Annotated in this window: 26 protein-coding genes; 12 read left to right on the top strand and 14 right to left on the bottom strand. The window is 73.8% G+C overall.

Annotated elements, in window-relative coordinates; translation table 11 throughout:
* Positions 1 to 2: 2 nt before the first annotated feature.
* Both rpsR and rpmG read right to left on the bottom strand, forming a co-directional pair.
* Complete coding sequence (gene rpsR, locus Ae717Ps2_RS23440; RefSeq protein WP_020623296.1) at positions 3 to 245, bottom strand: 30S ribosomal protein S18; 243 nt, start codon at positions 243 to 245, stop codon at positions 3 to 5.
* Positions 245 to 412 carry a 50S ribosomal protein L33 gene (rpmG, locus tag Ae717Ps2_RS23445; RefSeq protein ID WP_020623297.1) on the bottom strand — a complete coding sequence of 56 codons (168 nt, stop codon included), beginning with the start codon at positions 410 to 412 and terminating at the stop codon, positions 245 to 247. The genes rpsR and rpmG overlap by 1 nt, the downstream gene beginning before the upstream one ends.
* 81 nt (positions 413 to 493) lie before the next feature.
* Here rpmG and mrf point away from each other — a divergent pair, with 81 nt between their 5' ends.
* From mrf to Ae717Ps2_RS23475, 6 genes are all read left to right on the top strand, one after another.
* On the top strand, positions 494 to 1,744 hold the full coding sequence (gene mrf / locus Ae717Ps2_RS23450; RefSeq protein ID WP_075310104.1) for a ribosome hibernation factor-recruiting GTPase MRF: 1,251 nt from the start codon (positions 494 to 496) through the stop codon (positions 1,742 to 1,744).
* Positions 1,744 to 1,923 carry a 50S ribosomal protein L32 gene (rpmF, locus tag Ae717Ps2_RS23455; RefSeq protein WP_060710513.1) on the top strand — a complete coding sequence of 60 codons (180 nt, stop codon included), beginning with the start codon at positions 1,744 to 1,746 and terminating at the stop codon, positions 1,921 to 1,923. Before mrf ends, rpmF begins: the two co-directional genes overlap by 1 nt.
* A gap of 91 nt (positions 1,924 to 2,014) precedes the next feature.
* A complete protein-coding gene (locus tag Ae717Ps2_RS23460) occupies positions 2,015 to 2,308 on the top strand; it encodes a hypothetical protein (protein WP_075310102.1) in 294 nt (97 codons plus the stop codon).
* A gap of 70 nt (positions 2,309 to 2,378) precedes the next feature.
* Positions 2,379 to 5,423 (top strand): LuxR family transcriptional regulator, encoded by a 3,045-nt coding sequence (locus Ae717Ps2_RS37445; protein ID WP_075334356.1) that lies wholly within the window; start codon positions 2,379 to 2,381, stop codon positions 5,421 to 5,423.
* Positions 5,424 to 5,603: 180 nt separating this feature from the next.
* Positions 5,604 to 7,304: a class I adenylate-forming enzyme family protein gene (locus tag Ae717Ps2_RS23470; RefSeq protein WP_075310098.1), complete on the top strand. Its 1,701-nt coding sequence runs from the start codon at positions 5,604 to 5,606 to the stop codon at positions 7,302 to 7,304.
* A gap of 210 nt (positions 7,305 to 7,514) precedes the next feature.
* A complete protein-coding gene (locus tag Ae717Ps2_RS23475; RefSeq protein ID WP_143510448.1) occupies positions 7,515 to 8,153 on the top strand; it encodes a hypothetical protein in 639 nt (212 codons plus the stop codon).
* 7 nt (positions 8,154 to 8,160) lie between these two features.
* Here the strand turns inward: Ae717Ps2_RS23475 and Ae717Ps2_RS23480 are convergent, their stop codons facing one another.
* Positions 8,161 to 8,391, bottom strand: a complete 231-nt coding sequence (locus tag Ae717Ps2_RS23480; protein ID WP_020623463.1) for a hypothetical protein — start codon at positions 8,389 to 8,391, stop codon at positions 8,161 to 8,163.
* Positions 8,392 to 8,602: 211 nt separating this feature from the next.
* Here Ae717Ps2_RS23480 and tenA point away from each other — a divergent pair, with 211 nt between their 5' ends.
* Complete coding sequence (gene tenA, locus Ae717Ps2_RS23485; RefSeq protein ID WP_075310094.1) at positions 8,603 to 9,271, top strand: thiaminase II; 669 nt, start codon at positions 8,603 to 8,605, stop codon at positions 9,269 to 9,271.
* Positions 9,272 to 9,276: 5 nt separating this feature from the next.
* On the opposite strand, the gene Ae717Ps2_RS23490 is transcribed toward tenA, so the two are convergent.
* From Ae717Ps2_RS23490 to Ae717Ps2_RS23500, 3 genes are read right to left on the bottom strand one after another with little or no spacing between them, the layout of a single operon-like run.
* Positions 9,277 to 9,681 (bottom strand): phage holin family protein, encoded by a 405-nt coding sequence (locus Ae717Ps2_RS23490; RefSeq protein ID WP_075333901.1) that lies wholly within the window; start codon positions 9,679 to 9,681, stop codon positions 9,277 to 9,279.
* Positions 9,678 to 10,934, bottom strand: coding sequence for a serine hydrolase (locus tag Ae717Ps2_RS23495; RefSeq protein WP_075310090.1), 1,257 nt, complete (start codon positions 10,932 to 10,934; stop codon positions 9,678 to 9,680). The genes Ae717Ps2_RS23490 and Ae717Ps2_RS23495 overlap by 4 nt, the downstream gene beginning before the upstream one ends.
* A 51-nt stretch (positions 10,935 to 10,985) precedes the next feature.
* Positions 10,986 to 11,786 (bottom strand): class I SAM-dependent methyltransferase, encoded by an 801-nt coding sequence (locus tag Ae717Ps2_RS23500; RefSeq protein ID WP_139318920.1) that lies wholly within the window; start codon positions 11,784 to 11,786, stop codon positions 10,986 to 10,988.
* Between the two features lie 185 nt (positions 11,787 to 11,971).
* Between Ae717Ps2_RS23500 and Ae717Ps2_RS23505 the strand changes: the two genes are divergently transcribed.
* Positions 11,972 to 12,958 (top strand): patatin-like phospholipase family protein, encoded by a 987-nt coding sequence (locus Ae717Ps2_RS23505; RefSeq protein ID WP_075310086.1) that lies wholly within the window; start codon positions 11,972 to 11,974, stop codon positions 12,956 to 12,958.
* Between the two features lie 92 nt (positions 12,959 to 13,050).
* Positions 13,051 to 13,314, top strand: coding sequence for a hypothetical protein (locus Ae717Ps2_RS23510; protein WP_075310084.1), 264 nt, complete (start codon positions 13,051 to 13,053; stop codon positions 13,312 to 13,314).
* Positions 13,315 to 13,332: 18 nt separating this feature from the next.
* On the opposite strand, the gene Ae717Ps2_RS23515 is transcribed toward Ae717Ps2_RS23510, so the two are convergent.
* Positions 13,333 to 13,542, bottom strand: coding sequence for a hypothetical protein (locus Ae717Ps2_RS23515; RefSeq protein ID WP_226358927.1), 210 nt, complete (start codon positions 13,540 to 13,542; stop codon positions 13,333 to 13,335).
* Between the two features lie 19 nt (positions 13,543 to 13,561).
* Entirely contained in the window at positions 13,562 to 14,728 is a 1,167-nt protein-coding gene (locus Ae717Ps2_RS23520; RefSeq protein ID WP_158071538.1) for a GNAT family N-acetyltransferase, read from the bottom strand.
* A gap of 91 nt (positions 14,729 to 14,819) precedes the next feature.
* Here Ae717Ps2_RS23520 and Ae717Ps2_RS23525 point away from each other — a divergent pair, with 91 nt between their 5' ends.
* Positions 14,820 to 16,457, top strand: coding sequence for a CocE/NonD family hydrolase (locus tag Ae717Ps2_RS23525; protein ID WP_075310080.1), 1,638 nt, complete (start codon positions 14,820 to 14,822; stop codon positions 16,455 to 16,457).
* Positions 16,458 to 16,600: 143 nt separating this feature from the next.
* On the opposite strand, the gene Ae717Ps2_RS23530 is transcribed toward Ae717Ps2_RS23525, so the two are convergent.
* Positions 16,601 to 16,966: a hypothetical protein gene (locus tag Ae717Ps2_RS23530; protein WP_020624854.1), complete on the bottom strand. Its 366-nt coding sequence runs from the start codon at positions 16,964 to 16,966 to the stop codon at positions 16,601 to 16,603.
* Positions 16,967 to 17,983: 1,017 nt separating this feature from the next.
* Between Ae717Ps2_RS23530 and Ae717Ps2_RS40505 the strand changes: the two genes are divergently transcribed.
* The gene (locus Ae717Ps2_RS40505; RefSeq protein ID WP_226358928.1) at positions 17,984 to 18,250 is read left to right on the top strand and encodes a CGNR zinc finger domain-containing protein; all 267 of its coding nucleotides are present in this window, start codon (positions 17,984 to 17,986) and stop codon (positions 18,248 to 18,250) included.
* A 149-nt stretch (positions 18,251 to 18,399) separates the two neighbouring features.
* Positions 18,400 to 19,146 carry a DMT family transporter gene (locus Ae717Ps2_RS23540; RefSeq protein WP_158071539.1) on the top strand — a complete coding sequence of 249 codons (747 nt, stop codon included), beginning with the start codon at positions 18,400 to 18,402 and terminating at the stop codon, positions 19,144 to 19,146.
* A 456-nt stretch (positions 19,147 to 19,602) separates the two neighbouring features.
* Here the strand turns inward: Ae717Ps2_RS23540 and Ae717Ps2_RS23545 are convergent, their stop codons facing one another.
* The 5 genes from Ae717Ps2_RS23545 to Ae717Ps2_RS23565 form a co-directional block, all read right to left on the bottom strand.
* A complete protein-coding gene (locus Ae717Ps2_RS23545; protein WP_075310068.1) occupies positions 19,603 to 20,976 on the bottom strand; it encodes a tyrosine-type recombinase/integrase in 1,374 nt (457 codons plus the stop codon).
* Entirely contained in the window at positions 20,976 to 21,167 is a 192-nt protein-coding gene (locus Ae717Ps2_RS23550) for an AlpA family transcriptional regulator (RefSeq protein ID WP_075333906.1), read from the bottom strand. The genes Ae717Ps2_RS23545 and Ae717Ps2_RS23550 overlap by 1 nt, the downstream gene beginning before the upstream one ends.
* Before the next feature lie 152 nt (positions 21,168 to 21,319).
* Entirely contained in the window at positions 21,320 to 22,492 is a 1,173-nt protein-coding gene (locus tag Ae717Ps2_RS23555) for an AAA family ATPase (RefSeq protein ID WP_075333907.1), read from the bottom strand.
* Positions 22,489 to 23,445 (bottom strand): bifunctional DNA primase/polymerase, encoded by a 957-nt coding sequence (locus Ae717Ps2_RS23560; protein ID WP_233147667.1) that lies wholly within the window; start codon positions 23,443 to 23,445, stop codon positions 22,489 to 22,491. Before Ae717Ps2_RS23560 ends, Ae717Ps2_RS23555 begins: the two co-directional genes overlap by 4 nt.
* On the bottom strand, positions 23,442 to 23,792 hold the full coding sequence (locus Ae717Ps2_RS23565) for a hypothetical protein (RefSeq protein ID WP_143510450.1): 351 nt from the start codon (positions 23,790 to 23,792) through the stop codon (positions 23,442 to 23,444). Before Ae717Ps2_RS23565 ends, Ae717Ps2_RS23560 begins: the two co-directional genes overlap by 4 nt.
* Between the last annotated feature and the right edge of the window lie 223 nt (positions 23,793 to 24,015).

A 24,015-nucleotide genomic window follows, 5' to 3' on the forward strand; every position in this document is an offset into this window, starting at 1 on the left:
GCTCACCGTCCCGCGTGCGGGTAGGGCAGCAGGGCCATCTCCCGCGCGTTGCGGATCGCGGTGGCCACCTGCCGCTGCTGCTGGCCGGTGAGTCCGGTCACCCGGCGGGCGCGGATCTTGCCGCGGTCGGAGATGAACGTGCGCAGCAGCGCGGCGTCCTTCCAGTCCACGTGCTCGATCCCCCGCTGCTTCAACGGGTTGGCCTTGCGGCGCGGCGCGCGCACCGGCTTGGCGCGTGCGGGCATCAGCGCTCCTCCTTGAACTCGACGTGCCTGCGCACCTTCGGGTCGTACTTGCGCAGGACCAGGCGGTCGGGGTCGTTGCGGCGGTTCTTGCGGGTCACGTACGTCGTGCCCGTCCCCGCCGTCGAGCGCAGCTTCACGATCGGCCGGACGTCGGTCGACTTCGCCATCGCGCCCCTCCTCTCAACATGGGAATCGTTTTCGTTTACGATACACCGGACCGCGACCACGTCCGACTCCGGGAGGAAGACATGACCGAGCTGGTGGTCCTGTGCGGGACCGAGGCCGACGGGGTGGAGCGGACGATCACGCGGATGCGCGAGCTGGACCCGGGTGTCGTCGTGCTCCACCACGACCTGCGCGACCTGGGCCGCGGTGTGGTGCACCGGCGGCTGCGCGACGCGGACCGCGACGAGCGCACCGTCCTGGAGCTCGCCCACGGCTGTGTCAGCTGCACCATCCGCGAGGACGTGCTGCCGACCCTGGCCGCGCTGTCCGGGACGGTGGACCGGGTGGTGCTGCACCTGGACCCGCGTCTGGAGCCCGAGCCGGTGTGCTGGGCCCTGGGGGCGGTGGTGTTCGAGCCGCCGGGGCGCGAGGCCTGTACCGCGACCGACCTCGTCGACCTGCGCGGCGTGGTGGCCGTGCTCGACCCGGACAGCTGGCTGGACGACGCCACCGGGGACGCGACGCTGCCCGAGCGCGGGCTGTCCACGCTGCCCGACGACGAGCGGACCGTCGCCCAGCTCGCCGTCGGCCAGGCCGAGTTCGCCGACGTCCTGGTGCTGACCCGCGCGGTCGGGCCCGGGGGTGCGGACCGGACCGCCGCCGTCCTGGACCGGCTGTGCCCGACCGCACCCCGGCTGCTCGCCGGACGTGCCGACCACCGGGTCTTCTGCGACGGGCTCGGCCCCGAGTCCCGCCGCGGCGTCCCCGGCGGGGTGCACGACCCGCTGCTGCGCGGCGCACCCCCGCTGGACGCCGCCAGTGGCGTCCGCACCCTGCTGTTCTCCGCCCGTCGCCCGTTCCACCCGGACCGGCTGCACGAGGCCATCGACAGCCTGCTCGACGGCGTCGTCCGGGCCCGCGGCCGGATCTGGCTGGCCACCCGGCCGGACGCCGTGCTGTGGCTGGAGAGCGCGGGCGGCGGCATGCGGATCGGGCACGCCGGCGACTGGCTCGCCGGTGCCGACGAGCAGGCCTGGACCGAGGCGGGCGACCAGCGCCGGGCGATGGCCGCGCTGGCCTGGCACCCGCGCTGGGGTGACCGTGCCCAGGACGTCGTCGCGATCTGCCACGACGCCGACCCCGACGAGATCGACGCGGCCCTGCGCGCCGCGCTGCTCACCGACGCCGAGATCGCGGCCGGCGAGGACGCCTGGTCCGCGCTGCCCGACCCGTTCGGCTGGGCCCACGACGAGCCCTGCGCCGAGTCCGAGCCCGTGGGGCCCGCCGCCCTGGACGACCCCACCGTCCGTTCCGACCGAGAAGGAGACCTCTGATGGCCGTTCCCAAGCGACGGACGTCGCGATCGAACACCCGGCACCGCCGGTCGCAGTGGAAGGCGACCACGCCCGACCTCGTGCCGGTCACCCTGGAGGGACGCCGACACCTGGTGCCGCGCGCGCTCGTCCCGGCCTACCGACGGGGTCTGCTGCCGCCGCCCACCGGGCGGGACTGAGGAGACCCCTTACCCGCGGGCCCCGCGCGGCCCGCGGGACGGCGTGATCGCCCGATGCCCGGGCGGTCCCCTCAGCCGCAGTGTCGTCACCATGCTGATGACACACATCCCGATGGACTCCCTCGTCGCCCTCGCCGAACAGCGGCAGGCCCGGCTGCGGGAGGAGGCGGACCGGTACCGCGCGGCGCGGCTGCTGCGCGGCGCGACCGGCCCGTCGGCGGTGGGACGGCTGTGGCTGCGGCTACGTGCTCGACTCACCGCCGCCCGGCGGCCGGGACGGGCCCCCGGGCCGGCCGGGCCAGCGACGCTCCCGCCCGGAGCCACCGCGGCCGCACCGGAACCGGGCCGTGCGCCGCACCCGGTGCGGGCCGGGTCGCGTGGCTGAGCCGCGCGTCCGGGCCGGGCCCGCCGTCGTGGGCCCGGGAGTGTCGGTGTCCCGTGCCACGATGCGCTCCATGACGGCGGCAGCGACCCACGGGGGCGGCCCCACCGGCCCGGACACGGACGAGCTGGTCGGCCGTGCGGAGGAGCTCTCCGGACTGCTCCGCGACCTCGACGCGGCCCGGGCCGGGCGGGCCCGCGCCGTGCTGCTCGCCGGGGAGGCGGGGATCGGAAAGTCCCGGCTCGCCGCCGCGCTCGGCCGGGCCGCCGCGGAGGCGGGCGTGCAGGTCGTCGTCGGGCGGTGCCTGGACGAGGGCGGCGCCGCACTCCCCTACCTGCCCTTCTCCGAGGTACTCGGCGCGCTGGACCGGGCGGGCACCGCGCTGCGGCCGGTGCTGCACGGGTTGCTGCCCGGTGCGGCGGAGGCACCCCGCCCCGCCGCGGGCGACGGGGACTCAGGGCGCCTGCAGGTGTTCGACGCGGTGGCCGGTGCCGTGCGCGACGCGGCCGCGGCGGCCCCGCTGCTCGTCGTACTGGAGGACCTGCACTGGGCGGACCGCTCCACCCGGGAGCTGCTCGCCTTCCTGCTCGCCCGGCTGGGCTCGCAGCGGCTGCTGGTGCTGGGCACCTACCGCTCCGACGACCTGCACCGCAGGCATCCGCTGCGCGCGTCGCTGGCGGAGCTCGTCCGACTGCCCGCCGTCCGTCGGGTCGAGCTCGGGCCGCTCGCGCCCGACGCCGTGCTGGCGCTGGTCCGGGCCCGGGCGGCCACCGGGGGCGTCGACGAGGTCACCCTGCGCCGGATCGCCGCCCGCAGCGAGGGCAACGCCTTCTACGCCGAGGAGCTCGTCGCGGCGGGGTCCGACGGGCTGCCGGGCGGACTGGCCGACGTGCTGCTGACCCGGCTGGACCGGCTCGGCCCACCGGCGCGGGAGGTGCTGCGGGTGGCCTCGCTGGCCGAGCGGAGCATCTCCCACGACCTGCTGCGCGACGCGTCCGGGCTCTCCGCGGCCGATCTGGATGCGGGCCTGCGGGAGGCGGTGTCGCACCACCTGCTCGTCGCGGATCCGGCGCCCGGCGCGGAGTCCTACGCCTTCCGGCACGCACTGCTCCGCGAGGCCGTGCACGACGACCTGCTCCCGGGCGAACGGGTACGGCTGCACTCCCGGCTCGCCGCGCTGCTCGCCCGCCGGGACGACGCCCCCGGGGTGGCCGCCGCGCTCGCCCGGCATTCGCTGGCCGCCCACGACCTGCCGCGGGCGCTCGCGGCGTCGGTACGAGCCGCCGAGGAGGCCCGCCGGCGGCACGGCCCGGCCGAGATGCTGGCCCACGCCGAGCGGGCACTGGAGCTGTGGTCCGCCGTCGAGGACCCCGAGCGGCTCACCGGGGTCACCGAGAGCGCGCTGACCCGGGAGGCGGCCTGGGCGGCGAGCGCCTCGGGCGACCCGGAACGGGGCACCACCCTCGGGGCCCGGGCGGTCCGGGTCGCCGACCTCGGCGGGGATCCGCGGGTCAGGGCCGAGGCGCGCCGGCACTACGCGATGCGGCTGCTCGACAGCGGGTCCCGGGTGGACGCGGCGGTGGCCGCGGCCACGGAGGCCGTCGAGCTGCACTCCGGGGGCCCGCCCGACACGGAGCTGGCCTGGTCGCACGCCGTGCTCGCGCGGGCGCACCTGAACGCCGACCACGCCGAGCCCGCCTGGTCGCACGCCCGCGCGTCGCTGGCGGTGGCCCGGGCGGTGCACGACACCGCGCCCCCCGCGGACGGGTCGGCCGGGTACCGCGACCTCAGCGCGGTCTGCGCGGACGCACTGATCACCCTGGCCTTCTGCGCCCGGCTGGAGGGGGACCCGCAGGCCGCCCGGGACCGGCTCGCCGGGGCTGCCTCGCTGGCCGCCGCCTCCGGGAACCAGGTCGTCGAGCTGCGGACCGTGTGGAACCGCGGGGTGTCGTTCGTCGAGGACGGCCTGCTCGACGCCGCCGCCGAGGAGTTCGCCGAGGGGGCCCGCCGGGCGGCCGCGTACGGGCTGCTCTGGGGCGGGTACGGCCTGGAGTTCCGGATCGCGCAGGTCCGCGTCGACGTGCAGCGCGGGGAGTGGGACGCCGCCGTCCGCACCGCGGCGGACGTCGACCCCACGCTGCCGCTGCGCGTCACCGGGATGCTGGCGGTGGCGGGCGCGGTGGTCGGTGTGGCCCGCGGAGACCTCGACGACGCCGAAGAGCTGCTCGCCGCGCTGGCCGCCGAGCCGCCGGCGCACGACCAGGCCGCGTTGTTGCAGGGCGTCGTCGGGGCCGAGTCGGCGCGCTGGCGCGGGGATCCCGCCCTGGCCGTGGACCGGGTCGCCGGCGCGCTCGGGGTGCTGCGGGCGGAGTACCCGCACCACCTCGGCGAGCTGGCGCTGTGTGCGCTGGGCGCGGCGGCCCGGGCCGACCTCGCGGAGGCGGCCCGTACAGCGGGCGACACGGCGGGGGCCGACGCGCACGCCGGGGCGGCGACCGGGCTCGTCGACGAGGCGGCACGCACCGCCGAACGCGGCCTGCCCCGCGGCACCTCGGTCGGGCCGGAGGGCCGGGCGTGGCTGGCCCGGGCCAGCGCCGAGGCCGCCCGGGCCCGCGGCGACACGGCGCCGCAGGTCTGGGACCCCGTCGTGGAGACCTTCGCCGGGTACGGCGACCTCTACCGCGCCGCGGAGGCCCGGTGGCGGCGGGCCGAGGCCCTGCTCGGACGGGCGCACCGCGGTGGCCCCGGCACCGACGGCGAGGCCGACCGCCGCGCCGCCGCCGAGGACCTGGCGGTCGCCGCGTCCGAGGCCGACCGGCTCGGCGCCCGCCCGCTCGCCGAGGCCGTCGCCGCGCTGCGGGTGCGGGCCGGCGACGGTGGTCCCCGGCCCGGTCCGGCGGCCGGCGCCGGTGGTTCCCCGCTCACCCCGCGCGAGCACGCGGTGCTGGAGCTGGTCGCGCACGGGCTGACCAACCGGGCCGTCGGCGAGCGGCTGTTCATCTCCGAGAAGACCGTGAGCGTGCACCTGTCCCGGGCGATGGCGAAGCTCGGCGCCTCCGGCCGCGCCGAGGCGGTCGCGCTCGCACACTCCCGGGGTCTGCTCTCCCCACGGGAGTGAACCCGTGCCCACCGGCTGTCCCCTCCGGACCGGACCGGGCCCGTGCGGGCCGTGACGTGCGCCACCGGTCGTACCTAGGGTCGGTCGCACCGCACGTCACCGGCAGACCGATGGAGGTCGCATGGTCGCCCACGGGGTCGTCCCGCCGTCCCGGACCGGCAACGGAGCGGGGGTGACCGCATGATCGCCCGCTCGCCCGCCCCGGACCTGGACGTGCCCGCGCTGCCGGCCTCGGCGACGATCCGCGGCGCCGCCGAGCGGTTCGGCGACACCACGGTGCTGCACCAGGCCGGGCACGAGCTCTCGTTCCGCGGGCTGCTGGAGCGTGCCTCGGCGTTCGCGCACGCGCTGCACGCCGACGGGGTCGGCCGCGGCGACGTCGTCGCGCTGCACCTGCCGAACTGCCCGCAGTACGCGATCGCCTACTGGGGGACGCTGCTGGCCGGGGCCACCGTGACCCCGGCGAACCCGCTGCTCGCCCCGGACGACCTGGGGGCACAGCTCGCCGACGCGGGAGCCGTCGTCGTCCTCAGCTGGGAGGCGGCGCTGCCCGCGGCGCTCGCCGCACGGCCGGCGACCTCGCTGAAGCGCGTGCTCGTCACCGGCGCCCACGGGGACCCGGAGCAGCCGGGGCCGGAGGTGACCGGGCTCGGTGCGTACCTCGACGGCAGGCCGTCGACACCGCCGGGCACCGACCTGGAGGTGGACCCGGACCGCGACCTCGCCCACCTGGCCTACACCGGTGGCACCACCGGCCGGTCCAAGGGCGTGCGGGTCACCCACCGGCACGTGCTCACCAACGCCCTGCAGGCCGCCTGCTGGGGCACCGGCGCCCGGCCGGACGTGACCGCCACCGGGTACGGGCCCGGCGTCGTCCTGGCCCACCCCGGCCCCGTCTCGGAGTTCCCGACCCCGATCGGCACCGGACGGGCGATCGGCATCGCCCCCTGGTTCCACGCGATGGGGACGATCGGCGGGCTCAACGTCCCGCTGCTCACCGGGACGACGACCATCGTGCACGCCCGCTTCGACCCGCGCGCCTACCTGGCCGACGCCACCCGGTTCGCCGTCACCACGCTGTCCGGGGCGCCACCGGTGTACGCCGCGCTCCTCGCCCACCGCGAGACGGCCGGGGACCTGTCGTCGGTGCGGTCGCTGACCTCGGGCGCGGCGCCGTTGCCGGCCGAGATCATCCGGGCGCTGCGCGACTGGCTCGGCGAGGACCTCGTCATCTCCGAGGGCTACGGCCTGACCGAGGTGACGATGGCCGCCACCCTCGGCCCCGCCGCCCGTTCGGCGGACCGGCGACCGGGCACCGTCGGGCTGCCGGTCGCGGGCACCGAGATCCGCATCTCCGGACCGGACGGTGAGGAGCTCGACGCCGGGGCCGAGGGCGAGGTGTGGATCCGCGGGCCGCAGGTCACCGGCGGCTACCACCGGCGCCCGGCCGAGACCGCGGCCGCCTTCGACGGCGACGGGTGGCTGCACACCGGCGACGTCGGCGTCCTCGACGAGGACGGCTACCTGCGCATCGTGGACCGGCTCAAGGACATGCTGCTCCACAAGGGCTACAACGTGTACCCGCGCGACCTGGAGGAGCGGCTGCTGGCGCTGCCCGGCGTGACCGGTGCGGCCGTCGTCGGGCGCCCGGTCGGGGTCGACGGCGAGCACCCGGTCGCGTTCCTGACCACCGCGCCCGATGTCGACGAGGACACGGTCCGCGCCGGCGTCGACGGGCTGAACGAGCGTCTGCTGCCCTACCAACGTCTGCGGGAGGTGCACCTGGTCGGGGCGATCCCGGTCTCGGCGGCGGGCAAGGTGCTCAAGCGGGACCTCCGCGAGCAGCTGCCGACGCCGCCCCCGCGCGCAGCAAAGGAGTGATGCACAGCCACGCTACGTGAGTGAAAGACCGCTACACGGGTGGGCGTGTACCCCCAACGAGTGGAGTAGTCACTCCGACGGTTGGCGCAGGGGGTGACCGGATAACAGGGTGGTCGTACGACACGACAGACGGGTGGAAGCAGGAGCCGGCGGCGCGCACCGGGTCCCGAAGAACCCCGTATCGACTCCCCCGAGATCGTGGTGATCGTCATGTCCGCGCCAGCCGTCCGCATCCCCAGCCCGCGCCGCCCCCTGGGCGCTGTCCCCGCCACCCCGTCGGTCCCCGCACCGCGGGTCGGTGGGGCCGTGCCGACGGACCGGGTCGAGGGGCGGCACCGTCGTCGCGAGGACCACGTCGACCTGCCCGCGCCCCGCCGGGAGCGTCCGCGGTCGACCTCCCCGCAGGCACCGGGCGTCCCCGCACCGCGGCCGGCGTCGCCGGGTTCGTCGGCGGGGCGTGCGGGTGCGGCGCAGCAGCACCGAACCACGCAGCAGCAGCGTGCCACGCAGCAGTACCGCACCACTTCGGCTCCGGCTCAGCGTCCGGCCCCGGCTCCGGCCCCGCGTCCGGCCGGCACGCCCACGCTGCCCACGGGCAGTCCCGTCCCGGCACCCCGTACCGGCACTCCCGACCGGCCGCACGGCGTCGTCGCGGCTCAGGCCGCCGCCGGGGACGGACGCGCCGACGGGCCGTCACCCGTCGCCCGCACCCTGGACGTCCTGGGCCGGGTCGGCAGCATCACCACGATCGCGGCCATGCTGGTCCTGTCCGCCGCGCTGGCCGGGCTCGCCGACGACACCCCGCCGACCGGAGCCGCAGCCGAGGTCGCCGTGACGACCCTGCGCTGAGCAGGGGTCAGGCCGCGTCGGAGCGCGTCGCCCGCTCCGGCGGTACCGCCTTCATGACATGGTCCACCAGGTTCAGGACCATCCGGTTGCCGCCGAGACGGTATCCGAAGTCCTCCCAGCCGAGCAGCTCGCGCGAGATCAGCTCGCCGACCGGTCCGGGGTAGATCCGGGTCGCACGGAACGCGGCCGCGCGGATCCGCATCTTCTCGTGGTGATCCATGGGCTGCGGGTCGGTCATACCCTCACCTCCACGTCAGGGGGACTGGACGTGGCGCGTCCTCCACACTGAGTGGCTCGCCTGCCCTCCATGGTGACACCCCCACGCCCGAGCAGCAGACGACGTGCGCAGGATCTCAGGCCCCGCGTCACCGCGGTGTTCCTCCCCGGTCACGCCGACGTTGCACGGGCGATCACCCGACCGGCCGGGCCCCGGTGGCTACCGTGACCGCATGGCCGACCGCACCCGGGACCTGCTCTGGTCCGACGTCGACACCCTGTACCAGGCGATCCTCGCCCACCCGTTCGTCACCGGGCTGACCGACGGCTCGCTGCCGCACGAGACGTTCCGGCACTACATCGTCCAGGACGCGCACTACCTGCGCGGCTACGCCACGGCGCTCACCGTGTGCGCGGCGAAGGCCCCGAGCGACGACGACACCCTGATGTTCGCCGAGCACGCCGCCGGCGCCATCGCCGCCGAGCGCGAGCTGCACGCCGACCTGCTCGGCGCGCTCGGACTCACCGCGGAGCAGGCCCGCGAGATCCCGGTCGCCCCGGCCACCCGCGCCTACGTCAGCTACCTGCTCGCGACCGCGTACGGCGGGTCCTACGCCGAGGGCGTCGCCGCGGTGCTGCCCTGCTACTGGATCTACGGCCGGGTCGGCGAGCACCTGGTCGGCGCCGGCTCCCCGGACCCGGTCTACCAGCGCTGGATCGACATGTACGCGGGCGAGGAGTACCACGCAGTCGTCGAGGCCGTGCTGGACGCGACCGACCGGGTCGGCGCCGCCGCGTCGCCGACCGAGCTCGGTCGCATGCGTGAGCACTTCACGACGACCTCGCGCTACGAGTGGATGTTCTGGGACGGCGCGTACCGCCGCGAGACCTGGCCGGTCTGACCGCCTCAGCGGTCGTCGAACCGGTCCGGGATCACCAGGTGCAGGAAGAACGACACGATCCCGACGACGATCGCGCCCCAGAACGCCGTCCAGAAGCCGTCGACGGCGAACGGCAGGTTCAGCACGGACGACAGCCATCCCGTCAGCAGGAACATGAGCGCGTTCACCACGAGCGCGAACAGTCCCAGCGTGAGGAGGTAGAGCGGGCAGCCCAACGTCGCCACGATCGGCTTCACCACGGCGTTGACCAGGCCGAACACCAGGGCGACGCCGATCAGCGTGAGGATCGAGGTGGTGGTGCCCGCACTCTCCAGCCGGATGCCGCCGACCAGCACCGTCGCCACCCACAGCGAGGCGGCGACGACGAGCGTGCGGATGGTGAAGGTGAGAACGGGGCTCGGTGGGGTCATCGGTCGGTCACCGCCTGCTGGACCAGCGTCTGGAGCTGGGATCGGATCGGGTAGGTGCTGGAGGGGACGAGCTGGGTCATGAAGACGACCGCGATGTCGTCGACCGGGTCCACCCAGAACGCGGTGGAGGCAAGCCCGCCCCAGGCGAAGGTGCCCTCGTTGGCGAAGCCCTTCGTCGCCGGGCCGTCGATCACGGTGGAGAAGCCGAGGCCGAAGCCGACACCGGAGAACGCGGACTCGGAGAAGATGGGGCGCCCGACGGTGTCGAGGTCCCCGCCGCCGGGCAGGTGGTTGCGGGTGGCCCTGGCCAGCGTGCGCGGGCCGAGGATCCGGGCGCCGTCGAGCTCACCGCCGCGGGCGAGCATCCGGGCGAACCGCAGGTAGTCGCCGGTGGTGGACAGCAGTCCGCCGCCGCCGGAGAGGAAGGTGGGCTCGCGGGTCGCGGCCCGGGCGAGCACCTTGTTCTCGACCAGGCCGCCGCCGGGCCGGGCGTTGTAGAGCGTGGCGAGCCTGCCGGCCTGCGGGGAGTCCTCCGGCACCCAGAACGCGGTGTCGGTCATGCCGAGCGGCTCGGTGATCTCCTCGCGGAGGAACTCGTCGAGACGGCGCCCGGAGGCGACCTCGACGACCCGGCCGAGCACGTCGGTGGCCACCGAGTAGTTCCATTCGGTGCCCGGCTGGAACAGCAGCGGGAACGACGCGAACTGCTCGCTCGCGGTCGCGAGGTCCATCCCGGACGGTGCGCCGAACTCGAAGCCCTTGGCCCGGTACATCTCGTCGACGGGGTGGGCGTGGTGGAAGCCGTAGGTCAGGCCCGCGGTGTGGGTCAGCAGGTGGTGCACCCGCACCGGTCCGAGCGCGGCCACGGTGCCCGGGTTCTGCGCGGAGCCGCCGCTGTAGACGCGCTGCTCGGCGAACGCCGGGATGTAGCGCGACACCGGGTCGGTGAGCTCCAGCGCGCCACGCTCGGCCAGCATCAGCGTGGCGACCGAGGTGATCGGCTTGGTCATCGAGTAGATGCGCCACAGCGTGTCGTCGGTCACCGGGGCCGCGGAGTCGAGGTCGCGGACGCCGAGGTGGGTCAGGTGTGCGAGCCGGTCGTGGCGGGCGACGGCAATCGTCGCGCCGGCGAGGCGGCCGTCGTCGATGTAGCGGCGGAAGTGGCCGTCGATCCGGGCCAGCCGGGCGGGGTCGAGGCCGACCTCCGCCGGGTCGGCCTCGAGCGTGCCGAAGGTCGGGGAGGTCACGGTCACGACCCTACCCGCGAGCCGCGTCCACGGTTCTGACGATCCTGCTGCCCCGGCTCAGACCGGCACGATCTCGTAGCGGGCCAGGCGTTCGCCGCGCAGCGCGGTCGCCCGCAGCGCCGCCGCCAGTGCCCGCGACGCCCGCGGCAGCCGGGCCGCGACCTCGGCGGGTGGGGACGCCGCGTCGCAGGAGGCGGCCAGGCGCAGCCCCCACGGCTCCAGCTCGCGCGGGTCCTCGCAGGTCCAGTCGACCTCCAGCTCGCGCAGCGGGCCCGCGGCGAGCCGCCCGGCCGCGCCGCGGGACAGCAGGTCGGTGACGAGCTCGGCGCCCGGGAGCATCCGGGCGGCGGTGAACACGATCCGCTGCACGCCCTGCTCGGGCAGCAGCGTCAGCACCCGGTCGGAGACGACCAGGTGCGGGCCGGGCAGGTCGCGGGCCAGCTCCAGCCAGTCCTCGTCGAGCGCGGACCCGGCCACCAGGTGCGCCGGGCCCGCCAGCAGCTCGCGGCGCAGCTCGGCCACCCCGGGCAGCTCGACATCGACCCAGTGCGCCGGGCCCTCGTCGCCGAGTCGTCCCGCGCGGTCGCCCAGCCCCGGCCCCAGTTCGACCACGGTGCCGCCCGGGTGCCGGCGCGCGAACTCGCGCACCCACTCGTCGAACACGGCGACCCGCAGCAACGTGGACAGCGTGTCGGCCCGTCCGGGCGCCGAGCCCAGGTCCAGGTCCTCGGCGACGACGGCGGCGGCGTGGCCCCCGACCACCGGATGGCGGCGACGGGCATCGCGGGCCCTGGCGTGTGCCGCGGGCAGCGACGTCGCCTCGAGCGCGTGCAACCGCGGACGGCGTCGTTGCGTCACGGTGTCCTTCCCCCCTCCAGCGGGCCTCCGCGTGGCGTCGGCGCTGGTCGCGCGAACGTACTAGTTGCCCGGCGGGGTGCCCGAGCCGGGAGGCGTCGGGCGGTGGGTGGCTCGCGGTCGGAGGCCCGTGGACGGTCCTGCCACCGGGGCGCGGCCGCGGGGTCGCGGACCTCCATGATGGGGCCGTGTCCCCCGCCCTCCTCACCTCCGCCGCGCACGGCGACGCCGAGGTCCTGCGCCTGCTCGAGCGTCGGCGCGACGCCGGGCTTCGCCCCGGTGGGCACGCCGACGGGGCGCGGGTCGCGCTGGTCGTCGGCGGGGGCGGGATGCGCGGCTCCTACGCGGCCGGGATGGTGCACGCACTGTCCGACCTCGGGCTCGCCGCCGGCGTCGACGAGGTGTGGGGCAGCTCGGCCGGGGCGTTCGTCGGGACGGCGCTGGTCATGGGGCACGGCGCCGAGGTGTCCCGGGTGTTCGTCCGGGACATGGCGTGCCGCGAGTTCATCGACCCGCGCCGGTTCGGCAGCCGCCGCCCGATGGTGTCGCTGGACCACCTGTTCGACCGGATCCTCGTCGACTCCCTGCCCACCGACTGGTCACGGCTGGTCGACCCGCCGGTCCCGCTGAACGTGGTGGTCACCGGGGCCGTGGACCTGCGCCCGCGGGTGCTGACCGCGCTGCCCGACGGCGCCACGTGGAAGGCCGCCATGCGGGCGACGGCGGCGATCCCGCTGTTGGCGGGCCCCCCGGTACGGGTCGGCTCGGGCGAGGACGCCGAGGACTTCGTCGACGGCTCGGTCGGTGACCCGCTCCCGGTGGCCCGAGCCCTGCGCGACGGCGCCACGCACGTCCTGGCCCTGCTCACGCGCACCGCCGACGACCTCACCGGCACTCCACCGGATGCCCGTACCCCACTGTGGGCCCGCTCGCTGGACCGGCTCGCACCGGGCCTGGGGCGGATGGCGCAGGACGCTGCCCGGCACGGCGAGTGCCTGCCGCTGCTCGCCGACGCCGCCCACCCGGACCGGTCCGGGGCGCACCTGTTGACGCTGAGCCCGCACTCCTCCGCCGGCGTCCACGGCCTGTCCACCGACCCCGGGCGGGTCGCCGCCGCGGCCCGGATCGGCTACGAGACGGTGCTGTCCGCGACGGCACCCGCCGCCGCGGCCTGAGCCCCGTCCCGACGTGCGTCGATGACTTCGGCGCTCCCGGGCGGTCGGAGCCGGTGTGGGCACCGTGCCCCGCACCGGAACGGGGGTGGCCCGTGCACGACGACACGCCGTCGCGGACATGGACCCGCACCGTCGTGCTCGCCCCCGGTGAGGTCCGCCCGCACGTCGAGGACGAGTGGCGGGGCGCCGTCGTCGTGGTCGACGCCGGGCGGATCGAGCTGTGCTGCGCCGCGGGCGGGAGCCGGACCTTCGGCGCCGGTTCGGTGCTGTGGTTCACCGGGCTGAGCCTGGTCCGGATCCGCAACCCCGGCCCGGACGAGGCGGTGTTCCGCGGCATCACCCGCGGGCCGCCCTGACCCGCCGGTTCCCTCCGCTCAGCCGGCCGCGTCGAGCGCCCGCTGCCAGATCCCGTTGCGGGTGGCGACGAGCCCGAGCTCGCGCGGGTCGGTCACGCACACGCCGCGGGGGCGGTGGGTGTCCCACAGCGCCGCGTCGTCGAAGACGGCTCCGCAGCCACCGAACCTGCGGCAGCAGTGCGCCCGGTCCGGCCCCACCCACTCGGTCCCGCAACAGGACATCCGCATGATCCGCACGGCGGGCAGGCTACGGGGCACCCCCGACAGTTCCGGTGGGCGGCGGGACCGGGTCGGTGGCGAGCAGGTCGTACCAGACCCCGTCGTCGACGATCTCGTTCTCCGTGCCGTGCACCCCGTCGGCCCGCGGGCGGCCCCACAGCCGGAACCCGGCGCGCTCGGCGACGCGGCGGCTGGCCGTGTTGTCCGCCGCGGCGCCGAGCTGCAGCCGGTGCCGGCCCATCCCGCCGTCGGCGACCGGGGTGAACGCGTGCCGCACGACGCGCCGGACCGCCGCGGACACCGCGCCGCGGCCGCGGGCGTCGGGGTGGCCGCGGTAGCCGACCTCGCCACCGGTCGGGGAGTAGGGCCGGTCGGTGCCGAACACCGAGAGAGTGCCGAGGTAGCGGTCGTCGTCCGGGTCGGCGATCACCCAGCCGACGCCGGCGCCCAGGGAGCGCTCCAGCGGGTGGTCGCGCAGCCAGCGGCGGGCGTCGTCGTCGGTGTAGGGCACCGGCAGTGTGGCGCTCCACCAGCGGGCGACGGGGTCGTTGCACGCCTCGACGTGCCGGGCGAGGTCGGCCTCGGTGGGCGGTCGGAGCCGGACGCCGTCGCCGTCGAGCACCGGGTGCGGCCACCACGTCGTCGCGGGGGGACGGTCGGCGACGGGTGTGCCGGGCAGCAGGACGGCGGTCCAGGCGTCGACCAGGCCGCCCTCGGCGGGCAGGGCCAGGGTCCGGACACCTTCGAAGCGGAACCCGCAGGCGTGCGCCACCCGCCAGGACGCGACGTGCCCGGCACGGCAGTCCCAGTGCAGCGCGGCGAACCCGGCGACGTCGAAGCCCCAGTCGGCGGCCAGCCGCAGCGCGCGGCTCGCGAACCCCCGTCCGCGCGCCCAGGGTGCGAGCAGGTAGCCGACCGACGGCACCGGGTCGCGACGCAGGTCGATCGAGCCCGCGTAGCGAGGGCGGCCGTCGCACCCGGACTCTACCGCCCACACGTACTGCCGGCCGGCGGCCCACTCCCGCCGGGTGAGGTCGATCCACTCCCGGGCCCGGCGTTCCGTGGTGGTCGGGGCGAGCGAGGTCCAGTGCTGCACGACGGGATCGCGGTACACCTCGAGCATCCCGGGGAGGTCGGCGTCGGTGTGCGCGCGCAGGGTCACGACCCCGTCGGTCAGTACGGGAGGGACGGTCACCGCGTCACCGTCACCGGCCACGCCCGGTCGGTGCAACCGGGTTCTCCTACGATCGACGGTGTCCGCAGGGGGCGGGCGAGGGGGAGGTGTCATGACCGCGCTCACGGAGCGACTGGTCGACCGCAGGCTCGGCTTCGGTGCCGACGAGCCGTACGTGCGCGAGCGTGACCTGCGGGTCCCGCTCTCCGACGGTGTCGTCCTGCTCGCCGACCTGTACCGGGCGCCCGGCCCGCTGCGGCCGCGTCCGACGGTCCTGATGCGCACCCCGTACGGCCGCGACGGCCTCGGGTCGATCATCGGTTCGCTGCTGGCCCGCCGCGGGTTCCAGGTGCTGGTCCAGTCCACCCGGGGCACCTTCGGCTCGGGCGGGCAGTTCCGCCCGTTCCTGCACGAGAGCTCCGACGGTCTCGACACGCTCGCCTGGGTGCGCGGACAGGACTGGTGCGACGGCCGCGTCTCGATGGTGGGCCCCAGCTACGTCGGACACACCCAGTGGGCGGTCGCCCCCTACGCCGACCCGGGTCTGTGCTCGATGAACGCCGACATCACTGCGTCGGAGTTCACCAGCACCTTCTACCCCGGCGGCGCGCCCGGCCTGCTGAACCTCGCGACCTGGGTGAACCAGATCGGCCGCCAGGAGCGCATCGGCGCGGTCACCGGCTTCCTCGCGACGCCGGTGTTCAGCCGTCGCAAGCGGCGTGCGGTGACCTCCCAGCCGCTGCAGGCCGCGGACGTCGCGCTGACCGGGGCGCCGGTGGTGTTCTGGCGGGACTTCGTCGAGCACGCCGAGCAGCCGCGCGAGTTCTGGGCGCCCGCCGAGCACGACGGTTTCGACGCCGCCGCGATGCCGCCGGTCTGCATGGTGACCGGCTGGTGGGACCTGTTCCTGGACCGTCAGCTGGTGGACTTCACCGCGCTGCAGCGGGGCGGGGCGACGGCGCGGATCACGATCGGCCCCTGGTCCCACGGCGACCGCGGATCGCTGTCGACCATCGCCCACGAGATGGTCCACTGGCTGGGCGTGCACCTGCACGGCGGCGAGCACGACGGCCGCGCCCCGGTCCGGGTGTACGTGCAGCACGCCGACCGCTGGACCGACCTGCCGTGCTGGCCACCACCGGAGGCCCGCCCGACCGAGTGGTACCTCGACGCCGGTGGCGGGCTGGGCCCGGACCGACCGGCCGGGACCACTCCGCCGTCACGGTTCGTCTACGACCCGGCCGACCCGACGCCGACGGTCGGGGGCCCGATGCTCCAGCCGCCGTCCAAGCAGCTGGACAACCGCACCGTCGAGGCCCGCGACGACGTGCGCGTCTGGACCGGCCCGCCGCTGGAGTCCGACCTGGACCTGCTCGGTCCGGTGTCGGCCGTGGTCTACGTGCGGACCGGGACGGGGATCGGCGACGTGTTCGTACGGCTGTGCGACGTCGGCCCCGACGGGGCCTCGATGAACATCACCGACGCGATGCACCGGCTGGTGCCCGACCGCGAGGCAACCGCACCGGACGGCACGACGGTCGTCCGGATGACGTTGAGCCCGACCGGGTACCGCGTGCGGGCCGGGCACCGGCTCCGGGTACAGGTCGCCGGCGCGGCGTTCCCGCGCTTCGCCCGCAACCCGGGAACCGGTGAGCGGACGGCCACCGCGGTCGACGGGGAACGGATCTCCTACGAGATCCTGCACGATTCCGAGCACCCGTCGCACGTGGTGTTGCCGCACCACCCCTGACGTCCCCCGTCCGCATTTCCGGCTCCCCCGGAAATGCGGACATCCCCCGCTCCGGTCGGAAGAGCAGGGGATGTCCGAGAAGTGCAGGGTCACAGGTGACGGGACGACGGTCCCGTCACCTGTACCCGGTGGTGCAGGAGCACTCAGTCCTGGACGTTGGTCTGGGACTCGCCCTGCGAGCAGTCGCTGAAGCCCGGGGCGTCCTCGCCGTTGGTGGCCTGGCCACCGAGGATGCCCAGGACGCTGGCGGCGACGTCGGCGCTGTTCAGCGTGCAGGAGAGCACGTTGGCGTTGTTCAGGGCGTTGACGTCACCGACGTTGATCAGGCCGGACTGGACGCTGTTGCGGTCCTTCTCCAGGTTGTTGATCTGGTCGGCGTTGATGCGGTCGCCGCCGTGGCCGTGCCCGTGGCCCTTGTCCCAGCCGCCGTCACCCGCGAAGGCGAGCGGGGAGATGGCGAGCAGACCAGCGGTGACGCCGGCGGTCAGGATCCCAGCCTTCTTCAGCACAGTTATTTCTCCGTTGTGTACGGGGTCCGATGTCGGACCGGCGTGTTCGGCGTGGGTTCGGGAGCCCCGCCGATGCACAGAACGCTATCCGGTCCATCCCCGATCCAACGAACTTTCTACCACTATCGGATGAGAGGCATTACCGATCGCGAGGTTATTGCTCTCTTCCGGCAGCCGAGGGTCCGCGGGGATGTCGCTTCCGGACGCCCGTTGCGACGCTTCGTCACCACAGTGGACCCGAATGGACGTGCATCCTTTTGCTGCAACACGCTCCGTGACACGTCGTCCGCTCGACCGTGTCGATGCGTCACCCCGTCGATATCGAAAGAGTCGCTCCGGACACGCCATCGCAGCCGTCCCCGGATGGGTTGTTCACCCGTCACCCCATCGATGACGAGGCCACGAGCAGCGTGGGGGCTGTTCTGCCTGCAATCCGGGGGGGGCGGGCGCCTCCGTCGCGCTCGCGCTGAGCCGTGGCCACCGGTTCTTCCGGCTGGTCTCGGAGCGCCGGCGCGGTCGCCGGGCTCCGGCGACTGCACACCGCCCTGGTGGGGACGCGCGTCGCCGACCTGCGCGGTCATCGTGGCGCCCGATGGTGTGGGGCACCTCGTGTCGCAGAAGGACCCCGCCGCAGTGTCCGCGGCGCTGCATGCCCGGCTCACGCGTCCGACCGCACGCCCTGTCGCTGACGCTGTCACCGCAGCAGCGACCGTGGGCCCCAGATCGAGCGTCACTTGTTAGTATCGTTTAGTGGTGATGGAAGCACGTGGGCCGAGCTGGGACCCATCGCACTCGGCTCCCATCGAGCTCGAGCCGGTTCGACGACTGGCGAACACGCTGGATCTGTACCGGCACAGGGAGCATCTCGCGACGGCGAGCACCGCGACGGCAGCGCTCGGCCAGGACTGGCCGGGGCGAGGCGGGGTCGCGGACGAGGACCTGCCGCTCCTTCGCGACCTTCGCTCTGCCTGCCGGAACGTCCTCACCCACCAGCCGACGGACTCCTACGTCTTCCCGATGGCCGTCTCCGTTTCCGGCACGTCCATCGACGCATCTTCTGACCGTGCGCCGATCGAGCAGTACTCGACTCGGATTCTGCTGAGTTTGTCCTCAGCTCTGGCGGACAGTCGCATTCGCAGGTTGAAGTTGTGCGCGAACGACGCCTGCGGATGGGCGTTCTGGGATCGGTCCCGACCCGGGACAGGCAAGTGGTGCTCCATGCAGGTGTGCGGCGGCCAGAACAAGGCCCGCGAGTATCGGAAGCGGAAGCGCACAGCCTCATGAGGCCCACCCGGTGTCATCCTGCGCTGGGCGCAGCGTTGGTGGTGGCATCGTGTTCGGCGGTACAGCTTTCTGCCGCGCTCACCGCTCCGCTCGTGGGCCAGCTGGGGTCCGCGGCGGTCGCCGGTTGGCGGCAGGCAATGGGCGCTTTCGTGCTGCTCCTCGTCGTTCGACCGGCGCTACGTGGACGGACGGTGCGGGAATGGACCTGGATCGCGGTCTTCGGCGTCTCCATGGCCACCATGAACGTCGCGTTCTACTCCGCTGTGGCGGTGCTGCCGCTCGGAGTTGCGGCCACGCTGCTCTACCTCGGACCGTTCGCGGTCGCCTGCGCCGGGTTCCGCCGCGGACCGGCCTTGGTCCTTCCGGTGATCGCCTTGACCGGCGTCGTACTCATCAGCCGGTCAGGAACCGTCGACAGCGCCGGCGGCGTAGTCGTGGGGCTCACTGCCGGCGCCGCGCTCGCCGTCTACACCCTCGCGAGCCGCGCTGTGGGGCAACGGGGCGGAGTGGACCTCTTGGCTCTCAGCGTCGCGGCATCGGCGGTGGTGTTGACACCGTTCTCGGTTGCTTCCGCACCGTCCCTGAACGGCCCGGGCCTCGCGATCCTCGTGACAACGGGAGCGGTGGGTGTCGCAGGGGCGTTCTGGCTGGACTTCCGAGCTCTACAACTCATCGGAAGCCGTGCGGTCAGCGTTCTGTTCTCCCTCGACCCGGCCATCGGAGCGGTCACCGGGGCGATCCTGCTGAGCCAGCATCTGGACTCGTTGACCGTGGCAGGCCTGGCCGCCGTCGTCGCATCGGGCGCAGTTGCCGCGGCGACAAGTAGCGCCGGCAGCGGCGAACACTCCGAGAGGGGCGCAACTACGGGACAGGGACGTCAGCCCCCAGGGCAATGACCCTGCTGTTCGCCCCACCACGGATCCTGTGCTGGGGCGATGTAGCCGACCGCAGTTCGCGTCGTGGGCCGGGCACAGCGTGGATGTCCCGCTGCAGGTCTACGGCCGAGTGCATCGCCGGTCAGGACGACGCTCTTCGCCGCCGGGTCGAGCAGGCTCTCCGAGACGGCCGTTCATGATCGCGTCCGTGATGCGTCCGTGAACACCCATAGAAGCCCGGCGACAGCCGGACGGACCCAGACACGAAAGAGACCCCCGGTTCCGGCGTCTCCGCTGTTCGGGGGGTCTCTTTCACCTGCTGTGGCTGGTCCAGGATTCGAACCTGGGAAGGCTACGCCGACGGATTTACAGCCAGCCGTCGATCAAAGTTCCGTATCGCGTCTGACCTGCTGAAACAGGAGGGGGCGAACGTCGGAAGTGGCGGTGTGGCCCACGGACGGCCCACAGGCCCATGGGTCAGCCCCCGTCTAACCGCTCGGCGACCCGCCGCCGCGCCTCGATCTCGCCGCCGTCGAGACACTTCGCGTAGACCCGCAGGAGGACACTCACGGTGTGGCCTGCCCACTCCGCGACCCGGGTGGGATCGCCGGTCGCGTTCAGCCACGTCGAGACCGCCGCGTGCCGCAGGTCGTACGGCCGCAGCGCCAGAGGCGAGGTGAGGACTTGCTCGGTGAACGTCGCAGTCCGAGCACGCTCCCAGGCTCGGCCGTAGACACTGCTGGACAGCGGGGCCTCACTCCGCATCGCGCGGAACAGTCGGCCGTCCGCGGTAGTGCCGTAGCGGGCGATGTGGGCCCGCAGCAGCTCGACGAGGGCCGGGGAACACGGGACGATGCGCCCCTCACCCACCCCCCGGTGTTTCAGCTCGCGCTCCTCGCCGACGGTGCCGTGATCGGTCCACTCCGCCGCGACTTCCGGCGCCGCACGCGTCAGTGCAATCTCGCCCCATCCGTCAGATGGCAGTGTCAGGTTTTGCGCTCGGAGATTGATGACCTCTTCTGGACGAAGGGCGGCGTAATACATGGCTGCAAAAAACGCGTGCAGTCGCGGCGAGTCTTCCTTGACTGCACGAAGAAGGGTTCGCGCCTGGACAGGATTCACCACGCTCCGTTGGTCGACCTCGCGCAGCGATACCTTGTTGCGCTTGATCTTCATGTCCCCGATCGGATTCGTCGCGAGCAACCCCCGCTCGACAGCGTAGTCCATGGCATTTCGCAAGGTGGTTCGCCGGAGGCGGATCGTATTTTTGGCGCACCGATCACCAGCAGCAGTGCGCTCGATATCGGAGAGGATCTGCCGGAGCTTCGCTGGCTTCATGATTTCCGCGACGGAAGGAGAGGACCGCTCCATCCATCGAATCACCCCCTCGATCCCCTCGGGGATGACCTGCTGCCGCATCGTCGAGTTGAAGGAGACGCGAAGAGCAGCTCCCATGAGGGACCTCTCAGGCTCACCGCGGCGGCCCTTAAAAACTACTCGCGATATGGCGATGAGGTTATCCGCGGTGCTCTTCCGACTCTTCGGCGCGCTATCGCCCCACTTCATGTCCGCGTAGCACCGCGCGAACTCGATCCAACTCATGGTCATCGACTCTCGCAATGCTGCCGACGGCAAGCCCTGCTCAACGTCGAAGGCCTGCCCTTGACGAGCAGCCGTGAGGAGTTCCGATCGAAAGCTATCGGCCTGGGCTCGAAGCTTGAAGGATCGCTGAAACCGGCCACCCGGTTCAAGCATCCAGCGCACCACGTATCGGGTCGGCCGTCGCCTTCCTGCCTCTTGCTTGTATCGGACTTGAATCTCCCAGATGCGGACGTCGTAGGTGGTGGTCATCAGGCGGTCGCCTCTTCCAGGGTGTCGAGCCAGTTCTCGAAGTCGGTGCGGCGGATGCGGATTTCGCCGTTGGGGAGTTTGATGCAGCGGGGTGCGCGGCCTTTTGCGCGCCAGTCGTAGAAGGTGGAGCGGGAGATGGCGAGTTCGGTGCAGAGGTCGGTGACGGTGAGGCGGGCGGCGGACCGGGTCATGGGGGTTCCCTCCGGGGTGAGTGACAGCACGGCGCGGGTGTCACTCGAACTGTCACTCATGTTTCCGCAGGTCAACGCGGGTCGAGTGACAGAGTGACAGAGGTGAGGCCCCGCCGCGGTCACGCGGCTGTCACCCGGACCGGGTGGGCTCGTCACTGGTGTTCTCCCTGGTCGTCGGGGGTTGAGTGACGAAGTGACAGCAGTGACAGTGGTTCGACGGCGGGTGCGTCACCGCTGTCACTGCTGTCACTCGTTGCTGCGGTGGCGGTGTCGCCGGGCCAGTACTGCCCGGCGGGGTTGCGTCGGAGTTGTCCGTCGGTCTCCATGCGTCGGCAGTTCTGGCGCACGGTCCCGGCGTCGAGGTTGAGCGCGGCGGCGATGTCCTTGGGCTTGGTGCCGGGGTAGTCGCGTAGGTAGCGGATGATCAGCGAGCGGGTGTCGCGCATCTGGTAGTCGGCGGCGTTGCCGTCGAGCAGCGACCACGCCCCCGCGGACGGGTCGAACGCCAGTGGGTAGTCGGTTTCGTCGACGTCGCGGCCGGTGACGTGCAGGACGCCGTCCGCGCGGGCACGGGCGCGTTCGAGGACCAGGACCGCGTCGGCGGCACCGGCGAGCCCGTTGGTGCCCGAGACGGTGGCGAGGAAGTCCTCGGCGGCGGCCTTGCGGACGTGGTGGACCAGCACGACGGCGACGCCGTAGTGGTCGGCGACCCGTTTGATCCGGGTCATCGCCGTGTAGTCGGCATCGTAGGCGGCGACCCCGGGGGCGGGGGTGCCGCGAACTTTGACGAAGACGTCGATGACAACCATGCGGGCATCGGGGTGGGCGTCGAGCCATTGCGAGATCTGCTCAGTGCCCCCGGCGGGCATCGGTTCGCAAGCGATCGACAGGGTCAGCCCGGCCGGGGCGGGCCGCCCGCCCAACGCGATTTCCATGCGGGACTTCAACCGGCGTGGGGTGTCTTCCAGCGCGAGGTAGAGCACGGAGCCCTGCTCGGCCGGGATCCGCCCGAACGCAGGCCGTCCGGCGGCGATGTCGAGCGCCAGCCCGAGACTCATCCAGGACTTCCCGACCTTCGGGGGCCCGGCGAGCAGGGTCACGCCCTCACAGATCACCCCGGGCACCGCCCACCGCGGCGTGGGGAAGTCCATGGCCATCAGTTCCTCCGCTGTCCAGGCCGTGCGCCGCGGCGCCGGGGCCTCCGTCAAGTTCGGTCCGCCCCGCCTGCCCCCGCCCTGCGGGCCGCTCAACGGGCCCTGTGTGGGCGTGTGCGGGGCGTTCCCGATCGGGGTGGGGTGAGGGGCTGGGGTGGGTGGGGGGTTCATGCGGCGTCCTCGATCCGTCGGGGTCGCTTCGCCCCGGCCCGCAGACCGGACGCGATCGTCTTGTCCGCCTGCGCCGCGCTGTAGGCGCCGAGGGCGACGTGCCCGGCACACGCGCTGCGCAGCACCTGCCAGGCCTCGCCCTCGGGTAGAGCTCCACCGGCGACGAGCTGTCCGAGGGCGACCGCGGCGACGTAGAGGCAGGCGTTGCGCTGGGACTTGGGTGCCCCGGTCACCCGTGCTGTTTCAGCCCGTAGTGCAACGTCGAGGTAGCGGTCCCGGCGCCCGGCACCGGTCCGGATCGGACCCGCTGAAACAGCCGGGGGCGGGGGCGGGGCGAGCCGGTCGGCCAGCCAACCGGGCAGCGCGGCAGCCTGCGCATGGTCGTCGGCGGCGCGGTAGACCCCGCTCGGGGTGGCGGACCCGGCGGCGACGACGTAGCCGCCACCGGCCCGGGTGTCGACCTTCCACCCGAGCCCCCGCCCGGTCTCGCCAGCGGTGTTGCGCAGCCCGAGCCCGGCCGGGGCCCGGAAGTACAGGTGCCGCCCGCCCGACGGTGTCGCCACCTCATAGGTCGCCGGGAGCACGCACCCGGCGTCGGCGAGCAGAACGGCCAGGACCCCTGCGCCGTCGATCACCCCGCGGGCGGCCCACCGCGACGGCGGCACCTCGCCCGGCTCGGGGGTGTCGAGGTCGAGCACCAGCAGCCCGGCCGGGCCGGTCGCGACACCGACGTTGAACACCCCCGCCGACCACGCCGCGCGGATCCGGTCCGGGTCGGTGGTCGCCCGCTGCTCCCACCCACGGTGCCCGCCCGCGCACGGCCCGGTGCCCCGGCACGTGCTGTGCCCGTGCAGCGCCGGGCGCTTGGTACCCGCCCGCAACGGGAACACCGGCCAACCCCGCCCGGCCAACCCGAGCGCGACCCGGCACAGCTCCTCCCCCGCCGCGCTCACCGCAAGCCCCCCTCGACAACGGCCCGCTCGTCGGCGGCTCGTTCGGTGGCGGCTCGTTCGGCGGCGTGGGCGTCCCAGTGGCACTGCGGGCACCACATGCCCTGCGGTCCCAGCGTCCAGAACTCGGTGGCGTCGGCGTGCAGGATCGCCGCGGCCCGGCTGGGGAGGTGCAGCGTGTTGTCGTCCTCGTCGACGTGAGGCTGACCGCAGCCCACACAGGCCACGGTGAGGCAGGTGTACTCGGTGAACCCCGACAACGCCTCCAGCCAGCCGGAGGCCAACGTGGTGACGGCGACCCGGTCCACTCGGCCGACGTCGCTCGGGTTTCGGTGACTGTGTGTAGACATGAGGGCTCCTGTTTTCGGCATGACGGGGTCGCGGCACCGGCCTGGTGGGCGTGGTGTCGGGTGATGGAGCTGGGGTGAGGTCGGTGGGTGAGGTGGCGGTGGGCGGGTTAGGTTCTTCACTCCCGCCCGGTTGTGGCTCTCTGACGTGCTGACCTGCGTCGAGTGATCGAGTGAGCCGGGTTAACCGGGCCCGCCCGGCGGGCTGGAAGCGCCGTGTAGCGGG

The sequence above is a fragment of the Pseudonocardia sp. Ae717_Ps2 genome, from assembly GCF_001932475.1.
Taxonomy (GTDB): domain Bacteria; phylum Actinomycetota; class Actinomycetes; order Mycobacteriales; family Pseudonocardiaceae; genus Pseudonocardia.